12 protein-coding genes are annotated in these 15,487 nt (G+C 71.2%); 1 reads left to right on the top strand and 11 read right to left on the bottom strand.

Going from position 1 to position 15,487, the window contains the following annotated elements:
• Window positions 1-58 precede the first annotated feature (58 nt).
• The 5 genes from BI335_RS07135 to leuS form a co-directional block, all read right to left on the bottom strand.
• Complete coding sequence (locus tag BI335_RS07135; protein WP_133625378.1) at window positions 59-859, bottom strand: class F sortase; 801 nt, start codon at window positions 857-859, stop codon at window positions 59-61.
• A complete protein-coding gene (locus BI335_RS21820; RefSeq protein ID WP_179256054.1) occupies window positions 856-2,325 on the bottom strand; it encodes a hypothetical protein in 1,470 nt (489 codons plus the stop codon). The genes BI335_RS07135 and BI335_RS21820 overlap by 4 nt, the downstream gene beginning before the upstream one ends.
• On the bottom strand, window positions 2,322-4,652 hold the full coding sequence (locus BI335_RS07145; protein WP_094430047.1) for a ComEC/Rec2 family competence protein: 2,331 nt from the start codon (window positions 4,650-4,652) through the stop codon (window positions 2,322-2,324). The genes BI335_RS21820 and BI335_RS07145 overlap by 4 nt, the downstream gene beginning before the upstream one ends.
• A gap of 1 nt (window position 4,653) precedes the next feature.
• Window positions 4,654-5,547, bottom strand: coding sequence for a ComEA family DNA-binding protein (locus tag BI335_RS07150; protein WP_229118941.1), 894 nt, complete (start codon window positions 5,545-5,547; stop codon window positions 4,654-4,656).
• Between the two features lie 103 nt (window positions 5,548-5,650).
• On the bottom strand, window positions 5,651-8,131 hold the full coding sequence (gene leuS, locus BI335_RS07155) for a leucine--tRNA ligase (RefSeq protein WP_094430048.1): 2,481 nt from the start codon (window positions 8,129-8,131) through the stop codon (window positions 5,651-5,653).
• Between the two features lie 146 nt (window positions 8,132-8,277).
• Between leuS and BI335_RS07160 the strand changes: the two genes are divergently transcribed.
• Window positions 8,278-9,015, top strand: a complete 738-nt coding sequence (locus tag BI335_RS07160; RefSeq protein WP_094430049.1) for a VIT1/CCC1 transporter family protein — start codon at window positions 8,278-8,280, stop codon at window positions 9,013-9,015.
• Window positions 9,016-9,126: 111 nt separating this feature from the next.
• Here the strand turns inward: BI335_RS07160 and BI335_RS07165 are convergent, their stop codons facing one another.
• From BI335_RS07165 to BI335_RS07190, 6 genes are all read right to left on the bottom strand, one after another.
• Window positions 9,127-9,981: an aldo/keto reductase gene (locus tag BI335_RS07165; RefSeq protein ID WP_229119485.1), complete on the bottom strand. Its 855-nt coding sequence runs from the start codon at window positions 9,979-9,981 to the stop codon at window positions 9,127-9,129.
• A gap of 112 nt (window positions 9,982-10,093) precedes the next feature.
• Window positions 10,094-11,035, bottom strand: a complete 942-nt coding sequence (locus BI335_RS07170) for a DUF4192 domain-containing protein (RefSeq protein WP_166646622.1) — start codon at window positions 11,033-11,035, stop codon at window positions 10,094-10,096.
• 132 nt (window positions 11,036-11,167) lie between these two features.
• Window positions 11,168-12,343, bottom strand: a complete 1,176-nt coding sequence (locus BI335_RS07175; RefSeq protein WP_094424608.1) for a glycosyltransferase — start codon at window positions 12,341-12,343, stop codon at window positions 11,168-11,170.
• On the bottom strand, window positions 12,340-13,320 hold the full coding sequence (locus BI335_RS07180) for a DMT family protein (protein ID WP_094430051.1): 981 nt from the start codon (window positions 13,318-13,320) through the stop codon (window positions 12,340-12,342). The genes BI335_RS07175 and BI335_RS07180 overlap by 4 nt, the downstream gene beginning before the upstream one ends.
• Before the next feature lie 200 nt (window positions 13,321-13,520).
• Complete coding sequence (locus BI335_RS07185) at window positions 13,521-14,528, bottom strand: L,D-transpeptidase family protein (RefSeq protein WP_094360249.1); 1,008 nt, start codon at window positions 14,526-14,528, stop codon at window positions 13,521-13,523.
• A 127-nt stretch (window positions 14,529-14,655) separates the two neighbouring features.
• Window positions 14,656-15,487 (bottom strand): neutral zinc metallopeptidase (locus BI335_RS07190; RefSeq protein ID WP_172421777.1); only part of this gene is annotated, 832 nt, incomplete at its 5' end.

A 15,487-nucleotide genomic window follows, 5' to 3' on the forward strand; every position in this document is an offset into this window, starting at 1 on the left:
TGGGGCCAGGGTGTCGTCGTCTCGAGACGCGATGACCGATCGTCTCTCGTGTGTCCGTTCAGCCCACGGGCACCGCCTCCACCAGCAGATTGTCGCGGTAGCGGCGGCGCCCGTCGACGGTCTCGACCTCCCCGGCGCAGGTGACCAGGACCAGCCGGGTCGGACCCGGGCGGTCCAGCAGATCGGCCGGCAGTTGGTCGGCCGGCACGGTGCGCAACCGGGTGGCCCGCCAACGGGTCGTCGCACCGGCACCGTCGCTGGTCTCGAGCTCAGACCCCGGGGCCAGCTTGTGCAGCGGCCACAGGGCCCCGCGGGTGGCCCCGGAGGTGACGTGCCCCGACATCAGGATCGTGCCCGGTGAGGGTGCGAGCAGGGCCGGCAGTCCGGTCGCCGGGCCCCGGTTCACCCCGACCACCGCCGGGTCGGCGGGCACCTGGAAGACCCCGTCGCGGATCGCGGCGGGTGCGATCCGGGCGTCCACGGCCAGGCTCGGGATCCGCAGCCGGGCCTCCCCCGAGCCGCTGCCGCCGCGGGCGGGTGTGGGCCGCGCGGTGGACCGACCGGGGGTCCTGGTCGGTGTGGCTTCGGCCGCGGCGGACCAGTTCCGGGCCGGGGTCGGCGCGGCCGTCACCGGGTCGGGTACCACCGGGGTCGGCTCCAGCGTCGGTGGTGCCGTCGGCGTGGTCGGTGCCGGTGAGGGATCCTCGGGTGGGCCCGGGGCGAAGGTTTCCGGCATCACCGGTTGGTCGGACGGACCGGTGGCGGTCTCGGTGCCGGAGCGGGCCCAGACGACCACGCCGATCAGGGAGATCGCCAAGAGCGCAACCACCACACCGGTCAGCAGATGCCGGCGCATCATTCACCCCCGGGTATCCCCGAGGGGATCCGCAGCTTCACCACGCTCGGTGCCGGGGCCGGGGCGGGCGCCGGTGCCGGGGCCGGGGCCGGGGCGACCGTGGACGGCACGACCGTCGGCACCGGTGCGGGTGTCGGCGAAGGGGCCGGTGTGGGAGTCGGGCTCGGCGTGGGCGTGGGGGTCGGGCTCGGCGTCGGCGTGGGAGTCGGCGTCGGTCTCGGTTTCACCTGGGTCGTCTCCTCCGCGATCCCACACCGCGTGACGACCTCGGCGGATCGCTTGGTGGCGGGCAGGATCTCCTGCCAGACATAGAATCCCGGCTGCTTCAGCGTGATCCCCGGGGTCTGGTAGCGGCCATCACCCTCGATCCGGAACCGCACCTCCCCGGCCTTCGGGTCACCGGCCCGGCAGTCCTCCTCGGTGGGCCGCTGGGCGTACGGACCCCACAGCACCGCGCGCACCTCGGTGCGGATGCCCGGCGCCCCGCGTACCTCGACCTGATCGGTCAGCACCGCACCGGGCTCGGCGACCTGCTCCGAGGTGCGGGTGGTGATCGTCGGCCGCAACGGTTGGATCGTGGCCGCGGCCCGTGCGGTCAGTTGGCGCGGCTCCCCCGCGCTGATCATCCGCTGCACCAGTCGATCCGGGCTCTTCGGATCGTCATAGTTCTTTGCGGTGTGGAGAATCGGTCGAAGTGCCGGCAGCGTCGCCGAGGCCTGCACCGACAGCTCCCCCGGTTCGCGGGCGGGCAGCTCCAACCGCGCCCGCCCGGTCGCATCGGTGGTGACCTGCTGGCGCTGATCGCCGACCTGCACCAGCACCCGTACCCCGGCCGGCCCGTCACCCCGCGGTCCGCGCAGCCGCACCGCGACCGCTCCAGCCGCGGTCACCGAAGGTGCGGTGAGGTCCAGCTCCAGCGTGTCGGCACCGGCTCCGCGCAGCCCGCGTTCCAACTCTGCGACCCGGTCGGCGAGCGTCGGATGGGCGGTGACCGCGGCCCGATACCGCGCGTCCATCCGGGCGCGTTGCTGGTCGTCGCCGACGGTGCGCTGCCGGATCAGCTGATCCACCGCCGCGGCGGTGACGTCGTCGCGGACCCCCGTGCGGGCCCAGTCGGCCAGCCAGGCGATCTCGGCCAGTTCGGTGGCGGTGAGCTCGGGGCCGGTGACATCGCCGCGGCCGCCGCGATCGCCGAATCCGGTCTGTTTGCGGACGTTCTCGGCCGGGGCGCTGCGCCACCCGGAGGCGCTGCGCGGGCCGCCGGAGTTCAGGTCGATGCACCACACGACCAGTTCGCCGAGGTGGTACTGCCCCAGCTCGGCCAGGCCACCGTCGGCCTGCACGCGGATTCCGCGGGGGCCGAAGCCATCGATCGGGCGGGCCTGTGCGCGATCGACCAGCAGCAGGCCGGTGCACACGCTGGCCAGCACGCAGATCCAGATCGCGGCGCGTTTCATCATTGGTCTCATCGGGGCTCCTCGGATTGTTGAAGGTGGGCGGTCAGTCGAGATTTCTCTTGGGTCAGAGCGATTGCGCCACCTCGGTCGGTGCGCAGCGGTTGCTGGCCGCAGCGGCCGAGCAGCTGCAGCGTGCGCGGTGCGGGGTGGCCGTAGCCGTTGTCGGCGCCGACGCTGATCAGCGCGACCCGGGCCCGGGAGTCGCAGACGAATCCCTCGTCCTGGCGGGCGGAACCGTGATGGGCGACCTTGAGCACATCCGCGCGCAGGTCGGCGCCACTGCGCAGCAGAGCCGATTGGGCGGCCGGTTCGGCGTCCCCGGTGAGCAGTACGCGGATGCCCGCGATCTCTGCGGTGGCGACGATGCTGGCGTCGTTCTCGGCCGAGGACTCACCGTCACCGGAGGCCGCCGGCCGGCCGACCCGGATCGGGCCGAGGGTGCGCCAATCGACCCGGCCGACCTGCAGGCGTTGTCCGGGTGTCGCGGTGAGCAGGCGTACGCCGGCCGCGTCGGCCTGCCGGGTGATGACTGCGGCGGTGGCCGCCGGCGAGGCCAGCGGCGAGACCAGCATCGTCCCGACCCGGCGGCGGCCGAACACCGCGGCGAGCCCACCGGTGTGATCGGCGTGGTAGTGGGTGAGCACCAGCAGCGGCACCGCGGTGACGCCGAGCCGATCCAGGCAGGCGGTCAGCGGTTCCGGTTCCGGTCCGGTGTCGACGAGGATCACCTGCCCGGCCCCCGCATTCAGCACCAGCGCGTCCCCCTGACCGACGTCGCAGGCCACCAGGAGCCAGTCCCGCGGCGGCCACCCGGGGGTGAACTGCGGGCGGGCCAGCACCACGATCAGCAGCAGGGCCGCGACCAGCACCAGCACCCGCCGCGACAGCAGCCAGCCGATCAGCGGCACCCCGGCCACGCAGGCGGCCAGCACCACCAACACCCCGAGCGGGCCGCTGGGCCACTGCCAGGCGGCCCCGGGCAACGCGGCCCCGGCATCGGAGATCCAGAGGATCGCCTGCGCACACCAGCCGGCCAGCCAACCGGTGAAGGCGGCGACGGTCGGCAGCGGCACCGACAATCCGGCGGTCGCGAAACCGAGCACGGTCGCGGGCCCGACGAATGGGCCGGCGAGCGCGTTGGCCAGCAACCCGACCATGCTGACCTGGCCGGAGATCGCGGTCACCAGCGGTTGGGTGGCGAGCTGGGCGGCCAGTGGCACGGTGATCGCCTCGGCGAGTGGGGCCGGCAGCCAGGCCATCCGTTCCCGCCAGCGGGCAGCGAGCAGGATGATCCCGCCCGAGGCGAGCACCGAGAGCCCGAAGCCGACCGAGCGGCCGAGCCAGGGATCGATCAGCAGCAACCCGACGACGGCCAGACTGAGGTGGCGGATTCCCTTACCGGCATGGGAATTGGAGCCGAGGGCTGCCAGCGCGACCAAACCCATCGCGGCCGCCCGGAGCACGCTGGGTTCGTTGCGGCAGAGCGCCACGAAGATGGCGACGCCGACCAGCCCGATCAGGTGCAGCCAACGCCCGCGGACCCCGAGCCAGCGGGCCACCGTCAGCAGGAAGGCCAGCAGCAGCGTCAGGTTCGCGCCGCTGACCGCGGTCAGGTGCACCAACCCGGTGCTGCGGAAGTCCTCACGCAGTTGGTCGGTCATCGCGCTGGTGTCACCGAGCACCAGCGCCGGGACCAGGGCACGGCGCTCCGCAGGCAGGTCGGCGACCGCGCGCCGCAGCCCTGCCCGGATGGCCTCCACCGCCCGGTCCGCCGCACCCGGTTCGGTGAGCCGTTCCGGCGGGCCGCGCAGTGCCGCGACTGCGGCCACCGGTTGGCCCGGATCGGGCGGTCCGAGCTGAGCGACCGTGCGGATCCTGGTACCGACCGGCAGCGTACGCAGGGATTCGGCGTACGCCCCGGAGGTCACCAACCGCACCTGCTGACGCAGCCCCAACCGTTGCCCGCGTCCGGAGAGCTGCCGCACCTCACCGGTGAGCACCACCGTCTGGCCACCGAACCGGCTCTGGCTGACCTGCGGGTCGCTGCGCACCACCAGTTCGACGACCGCCACCGCCCGCTGATCCGCCAACCGGCGCAGCGGTGAGGTGTCCAGCTGGTACTGCCGGGTCCAGCTCAGCGCCAGCAGCACGATCAGCACCAGCGCGGTCGCCGCCGCGAGCGGCCGCCGCCGCCCCGCCCATCCGGCACCGGCCAGGCCCGCCGAGACGGCGGCCAGCACCAGCGGCCAGCCACCGAGCCCGGTACCGACCAGGGTGGCGGCCCAGCCGGCGAGCGCCAACGGAACCAGCCGGAAGTCGGTGACGGTGGGTGCCCGCATCTCACACCGTCACCAGCGGCGCGATGTCGGCGAACGATTTCGGCCCGATGCCGGGCACCTCCTGCAGCTCCTCGATCCGGCTGAACCGGCCGTTCTGGGTCCGCCAGGCGAGGATCTTCTGCGCGGTCACCGGGCCGACCCCGGGCAGTGCGTCCAGCTGGGCCTCGGTTGCGGTGTTCAGATTGACCTTGCCGCCGGCGCCCGCAGCACCGGCCCCCGCACCACCGGCGCCGCCACCGGGTGCCGGGGAGCCACCGGGTGCGGCGGGTGCCGCACCCCCGCGCACCTCGCCGCCGGGTCGGCTGCCACCGCCGATGAGCACCTGCTGACCGTCGGTGAGCTGCTGGGCCAGATTGAGCTCACCCGGCCGGGCCGCCGGGGTGAGCCCGCCGGCGGCCTCGATGGCGTCCACGACCCGCGAACCGAGCGGCAAGGTGTGCACCCCGGGACGGCGGACCTCACCGGTGACGTGCACCCGCACCACCGCCGGGCTCGGAGTTGCCTCCGGGGTGGGGCTGGCCGGTGGGGCCGGCACGGGCGCCGGGGCCGAGCCGCCGGCCTGCTGCACCGGGAGCGGTTCGCCGACCGGCACCGCACGGGAGCGGGTCAACGCATAGCCGCCGGCCAGCGCACCCAGGAGCAGCACCACGGCGACCACGAGCAGGTGCCGCCGGGTGAACTCGAGCTTCGGCGTACGCCGGATCGGTGCCGGTCTCGGTGGTGCTGCGAACGGTTCGGGTTCGGGCGGTTCCGGATCGGGTGGGCGGCGCAACCGCGTGCCCCGATCGGCCTCCGGTGTCGCTCCGCGACCCGACGGCCGCAGCTCCGCGACGACCCGATCGAGCCGCTCGCGGACATAGTCCGACATCACCGAATCGGTCTGTCTGCCTCCCATACCCTGCACATGCCGTGCCGGGGCAGGAAATGTTCACCCCGAAAGAGGATCTGTGGACAACTCCACGCGCGGGTCAGGCTGTGGACAACCCCGCTGCGAAGCCTCAGGCGGGGACGATCGAGACCAGCTTCGGTGCGCGGACGATCACCTTGCGGACCTCGCGGCCGTTCAGCGCGCGCTGCACCCCGGGATCGGCCAGCGCGGCCTGCTCCAGCTGCTCGTCGGTGCTGTCCGGAGCGACCTCCAGCTTGGCGCGTACCTTGCCCTGGACCTGCACCACGCAGGTCACCGATTCCTGTACCAGCAGGGATTCGTCCACGCTCGGCCAACCGGCGTCGGCGACCGACGGCTGGTGGCCGAGGATCTCCCACATCTCCTCGGTGACATAGGGCGCGAACAGGCTGAGCCCGATGGTGATCGCCTCGGCGGCCTCCCGGACGGCCGGGTCGGCTCCGCCGACCTCACCGTCGATCGCCTTGCGGGTGGCGTTCACCAGCTCCATCAACCGGGCGACCACGACGTTGAACCGCTGCGCGTCCAGCAGGTTGCCGATGTCGGCCAGCGTCTGATGGGTGGTACGCCGCAGCGCGGCGTCGCCGCCGGCCGGGTCGGTGCCGACCTCGCTGGTCACATCCTGGGCGACCCGATAGGCCCGCTGCAGGAACCGCACGGTGGCGCTCGGCGACACATCGGCCCAGTCGATGTCGTCCTCCGGCGGGCCGGCGAACACCACGGTGGTACGGATCGCGTCGACACCGTACTCGTCGATCTGGGCGCCCAGGTCGACCCCGTTGCCGAGCGACTTGCTCATCGCCTTGCCCTCGTTGATCACCTGGCCCTGGTTCAGCAGCCGCTCCATCGGCTCGACGAAGTCGACCATCCCCATGTCGTGCAGCACCTTGGTGAAGAAGCGCATGTAGAGCAGGTGCAGGATCGCGTGCTCGACGCCGCCGACGTACTGGAAGACCGGCATCCAGCGACGCACATCGGCCACCTCGAAGGGCCCCTCGGTGTCCTGCGGCGAGCAGTAGCGGAAGAAGTACCAGGACGAGTCGACGAAGGTGTCCATGGTGTCGGTGTCCCGGATCGCCGGGCCACCGCACGTCGGGCATTCCACCTCGCGCCACTCGGTGGCCTCCGGGCCGGCCAGCGGCGAGGTGCCCTTCGGCCGCAGGTCCGCACCGCGCAGATCGGGCAACCGCACCGGCAGCTGGTCGTCGGGCACCGGGACCTCGCCGTCGACCGGGCAGTGGATGATCGGGATCGGGCAGCCCCAGAACCGCTGCCGGGACAGCAGCCAGTCCCGCAGCCGGTAGGTGATCGCCTCCCGGCCGGTGCCGCGCGCGGCCAGCAGGTCGACGATCTTCGCGACACCGTCGGTCTTGTTGGCCAGCCCTTCGAGCGCCTCGGAGTTCACGTAGCGGCCGTCGCCGGCGGTCGCGACGAACGTCTCGGCCGGGTCCGCCTCACCGGTGTCGACGACCCGGCGTACCGGCAGGTCGAAGGCCTTGGCGAAGTCCAGGTCGCGCTGGTCGTGTGCGGGCACCGCCATCACCGCGCCGGTGCCGTAGTCGGCCAGCACGTAGTCGGCGGCGTAGACCGGCAGCTGCTCGCCGTTGACCGGGTTGGTGGCGTACACACCGAGGAAGACACCGGTCTTCTCCCGCTCGGTGGACTGCCGCTCGATCTCGTTGGTCTGCTTGGTCTTTTCCAAATATGCTTCGAATTCCGGCCGCTGCTCGGCCGTGACGATCTCCTCGGCCAGATCCGCGTCCGGGGCCACCACGAAGAAGGTCGCGCCATAGAGGGTGTCCGGCCGGGTGGTGAAGACCGTCACCGGTTCGCTGCGCCCGGTGATGGTGAAATCGACGTAGGCCCCCTGCGAGCGGCCGATCCAGTTGCGCTGCATCGCCAGCACCCGGTCGGGCCACCGGCCCTCCAGACCCTGCATGTCATCCAGCAGCCGGTCGGCGTACTCGGTGATCTTGAAGTACCACTGGTTCAGCTTGCGCTTGGTGACGACCGCGCCGCAGCGTTCGCAGCGCCCGTTGACGACCTGCTCGTTGGCCAGCACGGTCTGGTCGTTGGGGCACCAGTTGACCGCCGAATCCTTGCGGTAGGCCAGCCCGCGCTCACGGAAGCGCAGGAACAGCCACTGGGTCCAGTGGTAGTACTCCGGGTCGGAGGTGTGCAGCCGCCGGTTCCAGTCCAGGCTCAGGCCGTAGCGCTTGAACGAGTTCGCCTGGGTCTCGATGTTGGCGTAGGTCCACTCGGCGGGGCTCTTGCCGTGCTTGATCGCGGCATTCTCCGCGGGCAGACCGAAGGAGTCCCAGCCGATCGGATGCAGCACGTCGTAACCGCGCTGGCGCAGGTTGCGGGCGACGACATCGCCCATCACGAACGCCTCCGCGTGGCCCATGTGCAGGTCACCCGAGGGGTAGGGGAACATGTCGAGCACGTAGCGGCGCTCCTTGGAGCCGTCGTCGAGCGGCGCGAAGGTCTGGTTCTGCTCCCAGAACTTCTGCCACTTCTGCTGGGCGGCGGCCGGATCGTACGCCTGCCGCTGCGCTACCTGCTCGGTCACTAGCACTCCCTCAACGCTGGGCCGTGGACACTGATTTGGCCCCGCGCAGTCTAGCCGAGGACGCGGGTGCCGGCCGGGGCGTTTCGGCCGGTGAGGGCTGGCAAACCTTGCTTGCGAGGGATCTCCGGGCGGGTGACAGTGTTGGTATGGACCATCAGCTGACCTCGGCCCCGAGCCAGGAACACGTCCGGGGCGATCATCTGGCCGGCGCGCTGGCGAGTCGGCTGAACTGGCTGCGGGCCGGCGCGCTCGGCGCGAACGACGGCATCATCTCCACCGCCGGTCTGGTGGTGGGCGTGGCCGGCGCGCAGGCGTCGAAGAGCGCGGTGCTGATCGCCGGGCTCGCGGGTCTGGTCGCCGGTGCGCTGTCGATGGGCGGCGGGGAGTACATGTCGGTCTCCACCCAGAAGGACACCGAGCTGGCGGTGCTGGAGAAGGAGCGCTGGGAGCTCGAGCACATGCCGAGTGAGGAACTCGGCGAGTTGACCGATCTCTATCGGGCCAAGGGCCTCTCCCCCGACCTGGCGCATCAGGTCGCGGTCGAGTTGACCCGCCACGACGCGCTCGCCGCGCACGCCGAGGCCGAACTCGGCATCAGCGTCGATCAGCGCAGCAATCCGTGGCAGGCCGCCTGGGCGTCGATGCTGTCCTTCTCGTTGGGCGCGTTGCTGCCGTTGCTGGCGATGCTGCTCGCGCCGATCGGCTGGCGGATGGGTGTCACCTGGGCCGCGGTGCTGGTCGCGCTGGCGGTGACCGGGGTGATCACCTCCCGGATCGGCGGCGCTTCCCCGGTACGCCCGGTGCTCCGCAATCTGGTCGTCGGCGCGCTCACGATGAGTCTGACCTGGGCCATCGGCCACCTCGTCGGCGTCGAACTCGGCTGACCCCGCTCAGTAGGCCACCAGGCACAGCTCACCTCCGCTCATCGAGTAGGCGGCCATGCGGAGCGCAGCGGAGCAATGGCCGCCGTGTCGAGATGAGCCGCACCCGCGCGCTCAGCCGCCGACCCGGGTCAACTCGTCCAGATCCTCGTCGTCGATGCGCAACGAGGCAGCGGCCACGTTCGGCCGGATGTGCGCCGCCCGCGTCGTTCCCGGCAGCACCGTGACCGACTGGCCCAGCTGACGAGCACGGTTGTGCACCCAGGCAACCGCCAGCGACGCCGCTGACACGGCGTACTTCTCCGCCAGTCTCGCGATCGTCGCCGCGTGGGCGCCGTCGGAGCCGAGCAGTTCGCCGTGACCCAGCGGTGAGTGCGCGACCAGGGTGATCTGCAGTTCCGCGAGCACCGGCAGCATGTCCTCGACCTCGCGGTGGGTGATCGACCACTGTTCCTGCACCGCCTGGATCGGGTGTACGCGATGCGCCCGCCGGATGTCCTCGACCGTCACATTCGACAGGCCGAGCGAGCGGATCTTGCCGGCCCGCTGCAGTTCCGCCATCGCCCCCACGGTTTCCTCGATGGGCGTCTCATCGCTGCGATGGTGCAGATAGTAGAGATCGAGCCGATCGGTGCCAAGGCGCTTCAGACTGCCGTCGATCGCTTTCCGAACGGTCGCCGCATCGGCGCGTACGCTCCAGTCGTCGAACCGGCCGGAGTCGCCCCAGTAGACGCCGAATTTGCTGCACAGGATGACGTCATCGCGCAGGGTGCCGATGGCCCGGCCCACCACTGCTTCGTTGCCGTACATCTCGGCGGTGTCCAGCACCCGCACGCCGGCATCCACCGCCGCCCGAACCAGCCCACCCGGATCGCGCTCGGGATCTCCCCAGTGCTCCTCGCGGACACGCATCAGGCCGAGGCCCTGCGGTGGCGGTGATGAGTCGGCCCAAGGCATCGCGGTCGTCATGATCAACGACCCTAGAAGTTCAGGCGCGCTTGAAGTCAATTGCCCAACCCTTGCGGCCGACCGCACAGTCCTCGTGCCCGGGGACTGCGCATAGTCCCTGACAAGTTCGGAACTACGCGGCGGCCCCCTCGCCCCAGTGGCTCGGTGGGATCGCCCGGTCGTGGATGTGGTTGAGCAGCGAGAGCATCGAGAAACCCGCGTTGATCCGCTCGGCCCGCTCCATGCAGATCACCTGCAGGGCGCCGTTTCCGGAGAGCCAGGCGGCCAGCCCGAGCAGACACAGCGGTGCGACCTCGAACGGTGGCAGGCTGCGGTCCACCACCCGGTTCCACAGCGCCACCTGCCGGGGCGCGTCGACGCGGCGCAACCGGCCGAGCACCTCGTCACGGGCGACCGGATCGTGGCTCAGCACGGCCAGTTCGGCACATTCGGTGTCGCTCAACCCGCGGCTGGTGTTGTAGCGGGCGATCAGTCGCCGGATCCGCCCGCACCGCTCCTCCGCGGACCAGCCGGCCAGGTCGGGCAACACCTCCTCGAAGGCGGCGCGCACCTCCTGCCGGTCGACCTCCCCGATCGGTCCGGTGACCCGCTGGACGAGTTCGGCACGGCTCGGCAGCGCGGGCAGACCCGCCGCGACCGCCGCAGCGGCGAAGCGGGTGGTGCTGATGTCATAGGGCGTGCCCTCGTCCGGGCAGCAGTCCGCGTCGTCGCAGAGCAGCGACCACCAACGCTCCCCGTCGCTGAGCAGCAGGTCGTGGATGCGGAAGTCGCCGAACAGCTCGGCCAGGTCCGCGAGCAGGTCCCGTGACTCGGCGGTCGGTTCGCAGAAACCGAGCAGGATCAGCGCATCCGCGTTGTTGGTGTCCACCACCCGGGCCAGCCGATCGGCCTCCCAGAGGGCGTGGTCCAGATCGGCACGGGCGGTGAACACCACCCGCCGGCCGCGCAGCGCGACCACGACGAAGGACTGCTGCGGATGAAAACCGAGCAGATAGGGCACGGCGGCGAGCACCTCTTCGGGTGACTGCGCGATCAACGAATCGGGTGTCTTCATGCGCCACACGATGGGCGGCATCGCCGAAATCGTGCGGCCGAGGAACCCCGACTGTGGACAGATCCAGCCCTGTGGACAAGTCGTGGTCATCGACCGAGAGCCCCCGATGCACGGCATCGGGTGGATCCGGGCTCAGGCGACCCGGCGCAGCGGCACCACGTGCCCGCCGGCGATCTCGGAGTAGATCTCCTCGAACTGGCCGAGGGTCGCACCCAGCGCGTGCTCGTGCACGATCTCCCGACTCTCCGCACCCATCCGCTTCCGCAGCGCGGGATCGCCGAGCAACCGGGCCAGATACCCGGACAGCTCGTCCACGTCTCCGGGGGCGTAGAGGAAGCCGTTCTTGTCGTGATGGACCAGGTGCGGCAGCGCCATCGCGTTCGCCGCGACGACCGGTTTGCCGGCGGCCATCGACTCCAGCGTGACCAGCGACTGCAGCTCGGCGACACCCGGCATGCAGAACACATCGCACCGCCCGTACGCCGCCAGCAGATCCTCCTCGCTGACGAAACCGAGGAAGGTGGTGCGATCGGCGACGCCCTCGGACTGCGCGAGCGCCTGCCACTGGTCGCGGAAGGACCCGTCGCCGACGATCTCCAACCGGGCGTCGAGCCGCTGCGGCAGTCGGGCGAAGGCCTGGATCAGCTCGTTGACCCGCTTCTCCTGATCCAGCCGGCCGACGAACAGCACCGTCGGATGCGAACCGTGCCGAGCGTTGCGGCTGGCCTCGAGGTAGGGCTCGGGGTCGATCCCGCAGGAGATCGCCAGACCACCGGGCAGCCCGGCGGAACTGGCCAGCAGTTCGACCGCACGCGGGGTCGGCGCGGTCACCACCTGGGCCCGGCCGAGCACCTTGGCGCAGTCCTTCCAGGCCATCCGGGACACCGCGTCGCGGGTCCGGTTCGGGATCTTGACCAGTTCGACCAGGTTCTCCGGCATGAAGTGGTTGGTCGCGACCAGTGGCAGATTCAGCTGATTCGCCTGCCCGGACAGCAATCGCCCGATCAGGAAGTGGCCCTGGATGTGCGCCACATCGGGCTGCACCTGGTCGATGATCCTCCGGATCCGCGGCCCGGCCTGCCAGGGCATGCAGATCATGAACTGGTCGACCAGCGGGTAGCGGTGGGACGGCAGCCGGTGCACCACCACCTCGTCGCGGTCCTCGATGTATTCGCGCCCGGTCGGTGAGGGGGCGATGACATGCACCTCGTGGCCGCGGCCGACCAGGCCGGTGGCCAGTCGTTCGGTGAAGCGGGCGGCACCGTTGACGTCGGGGGGATAGGTGTCGTGGCCGATGAGGATCTTCACCGGGGATTTCCTTCCTGCGGGGACTTCTCGGGAGGGTCGACAGCGGTGCTGCCGGGGGTCTGGTTGCGGAGCCGGTTCGCCTCGGCCTCCTCGTACGCCCGGGCCGCGTCGGGGTGGTACTTGGACAGCAGCACCACACCGAGGGAGGCGAGCCCGCCGGCGAGGACCATGCCGACACCGTCACCGAGGCCGATGTTCGCGCCCTCACCGAGCACGATCAGCCCGAAGGCGACCGCGGTGAGCGGGTCGATCACGGTCATCGAACCGACCACGATCTCGGCCGGCCCGGAGGCGTACGCCTGCTGGATCGCCCAGGCGCCGATCGCGTAACAGGCCAGACAGCCGGCCAGGTTGGCCCAGAAGTGGGCGAGCCCCAGCTCCGCGCTGCGCTCCCAGGTGACCAGCGTGGTCTTCATCAGCGCGGTGGCCAGGCCATAGATCAGCGCACCGCTGGTCGCCCAGGCGAGGCAGCGCGCCGCCACCGGGCCCTTGGCGCCGACGATGCCGGCGATGATCGCCAGGGCGAAGACGACCAGCGAGGCGTAGAGGATCAGCCGGCCGTCGATGACGGTGTCCTCGGCCGCCGAGGACGCGGAGAACCAGGTGAAACCGACGATGCCGGCGACGGCCATCAGGATCGCGACGATCATCATCCGGGTGGGCCGGGTGTGGTTCTTCCGGGCGGCCAGCAGCACGGCGAACGGGACGGCCAGGATGCCGACCGGCTGGATCACCGTGACCGGCGCCAGTTTCACCCCGACCAGGTGCAGCAGCGCGCCGATCAGGATCATCCCGGTGCCGAGGATCCAGTGCCGGTCCCGGACCATCGACAGCACCCGCCGCAGCGTCAACGTCCGCGACTCGGCATCGGCACCGAACTGTTTGCCGATGCCGTCGTGCTGGAAGGTGGCCCCGGTCGCGAAACAGAGGGAGGCCACCACGCCGAGCACCAGGGCGAGCGGGATGTTCTGCGTCATGCGGGCCGCTCCGGGGTGTGCGTCATGGTGTTCAGCCTTCCACCTTCCGTGCCGCCGGCCACTCGGGGATCGCCCGGGGCTTCACCCCAACGCGGACCCTCGTCCATCCCACCGCCGATGGAGGGGCAGCGGTTGCGCAAGCGTAACCGATCCACGGGCCTGCACCGCGGCAGCACGCCACACTCCGCGCACCGGATGGATCACCGGTAGACGATGACCTTGTCGCCTTCCTTGACGATGTCGAAGAGCTTCGCGATGGTCGCCCGGTCGCGCACGTTCACGCACCCGTGGGAGCCGCCGTTGTAGCCGTTGGCGGCGAAGTCGGCCGAGTAGTGCACGGCCTGCCCGCCGGAGAAGAACATCGCGTACGGCATCGGGGTGTTGTAGATCGTCGAGACGTGGTTGCGCGACTTCCACTGGACGCTGAAGGTGCCCTCGCGGGTCGGCAGCTCCTCGGTGCCGAAGCGGACATCGACGGTGTTCTGCACCTTGCCGTCGATCATCCAGCGCAGCTTGTTCTGGGTCTTCGAGATGCACAGCACCCGGCCGGTCATGCAGCGCGGGTCGATCCCGGCCGGTACGCCACCCGGTTCGGCCTTCTCGGTGGGCCTGCTGCTCGGTGTCGGGGTCGGCGTCGGCTTCGGCGCGTCGGCCTTCTCCGCATCGGTCGGGGTGCGGGTCATCTGCTGCAGCGCGGTCAGGGTGGCGCGATCGACCGCACCGGTGGACGGCAGGCCACGCTTGGCCTGGAACCCCTCGACACCGGCGGCAGTGGTCGGGCCGAAGAAGCCGGTGACGTTCTCGTCGAACCAACCGATCTGCTTCAACCGGGCCTGCAGGTCGCGGACCTGGTCGCCGGAGGCACCGCGGGCCAGCAGCGCCGGCCCGGCGGCCGGCTTCGGCGTCGGAGTGGCGGTCCGGGTGGGCCGCGGGGTGGCGGTGCGGCTGGCGGACCGCGTCGGGGTGGCCGTGGGGGTCGACAGCACCGCCGGGGTCGGCGTGGGGGTGGCGGTGTCGACCGGGGTGGGCGCGGGCAGCGGCGTCACGGTGTCCACCGGTGCGATGGTCGGCGCGGGGGCCGGGGTGGCCACCTCCGTGGTCGGCTTGGCGCAGCCGGCCAACGGCACGGCCACCAGGACGGACAGGGCCAGGGCAGGCCTCACCAGTGCGGACCGAACGGGCGTACGCCGGGCCGTTCGCAGCGCCATCTCTCACCTCGCGGTATCGGGGAAGTTGATATCGACCCGATGAGGTTAGCCGCGGTCCCGGGTCGGGGCCGGGGGACGCACGCCGGAAAGTTTCACAATCAGGTCACGATGGCTCCGCCACCCGGGATCAGGCCACCTGGTCGGGGGTGGCGGCCCAGGTGTTGCAGCGGGCATAGCTGCTCCGGTCGGTGCCCAGGCCGCGGTCGAACCAGGCCTTCATGGTGCGGGCGCTGCCGTGGGTGCCCTCCCGGGTGACCTCATCGCTCTGCCGGTCGAAGTAGTCCGCCATCTCCTCCCGGTCAGCGGTGTCGGCGTCGATACTGCTCCACAGCGCCCCGTAGGCGACACCGGAGAAGCAGCCGGCCTGCAGTTCGGAGCGGCGGGACAGTTCCAGGCGCTGCTCGTTGTCGGCGGTCGCCAGCCGGTCGGCGTACCCCTGGGTGATGCCGCCCGCCAGCTGGAGGTGGTGTCCGAACTCGTGGCTGATCACCGCGAAGTAGCCGAGCCGCATCCCGCCGTAGAAGCGGCGGGTGTCATCGGAGCGGGTGTCGACATAGATGGTGCGGTCCTCCGGGCAGTAGAACGCGTACCGGGTCAGCGTCCCGCAGGCGGTGTTCACGCTGATGTTGAATCCGCTCACCCGGGGTGCGCTGAGCGCGATCCCCTGCTCCTCCAGTGGTGCGGCGTTCACCTCGGTGAGACAGTCCGCGATCTGTTGCAGGTACGCCACCAGCCGGGCGTCGGGCAGCGGTGGGCGTTGCTCGCCCAGCCCGGCACAGCGGGCGCTCGAGCGGGCGAACGACACGTTGTAGAGCCGCGAGTCCTCCGCGGTCATCCGGGTGTACGCCGACGGCGGACGGGCCGCCTGCTCGGTGGCACCGGGGGCCGGTTGGGGCGGGGCGCTGCTGGTGGGGGTGCCGGCCGGCCGCTGCGGCGTACCGGGCCCGGCGGCCGGGCCC

Source organism: Enemella evansiae (assembly GCF_002250705.1).
Taxonomy (GTDB): Bacteria; Actinomycetota; Actinomycetes; order Propionibacteriales; family Propionibacteriaceae; genus Enemella; species Enemella evansiae.

Coding starts and splice junctions, on each gene's coding strand:
- BI335_RS07170 (WP_166646622.1), bottom strand. CDS start 11,035: ATGAAGACACCCGATTCGTTGATCGCGCAGTCACCCGAAGAGGTGCTC.
- BI335_RS07150 (WP_229118941.1), bottom strand. CDS start 5,547: ATGGGAGGCAGACAGACCGATTCGGTGATGTCGGACTATGTCCGCGAG.
- BI335_RS21820 (WP_179256054.1), bottom strand. CDS start 2,325: ATGAGACCAATGATGAAACGCGCCGCGATCTGGATCTGCGTGCTGGCC.
- BI335_RS07180 (WP_094430051.1), bottom strand. CDS start 13,320: ATGACGCAGAACATCCCGCTCGCCCTGGTGCTCGGCGTGGTGGCCTCC.
- BI335_RS07160 (WP_094430049.1), top strand. CDS start 8,278: ATGGACCATCAGCTGACCTCGGCCCCGAGCCAGGAACACGTCCGGGGC.
- BI335_RS07165 (WP_229119485.1), bottom strand. CDS start 9,981: ATGACGACCGCGATGCCTTGGGCCGACTCATCACCGCCACCGCAGGGC.
- BI335_RS07185 (WP_094360249.1), bottom strand. CDS start 14,528: ATGGCGCTGCGAACGGCCCGGCGTACGCCCGTTCGGTCCGCACTGGTG.
- BI335_RS07135 (WP_133625378.1), bottom strand. CDS start 859: ATGATGCGCCGGCATCTGCTGACCGGTGTGGTGGTTGCGCTCTTGGCG.
- BI335_RS07145 (WP_094430047.1), bottom strand. CDS start 4,652: ATGCGGGCACCCACCGTCACCGACTTCCGGCTGGTTCCGTTGGCGCTC.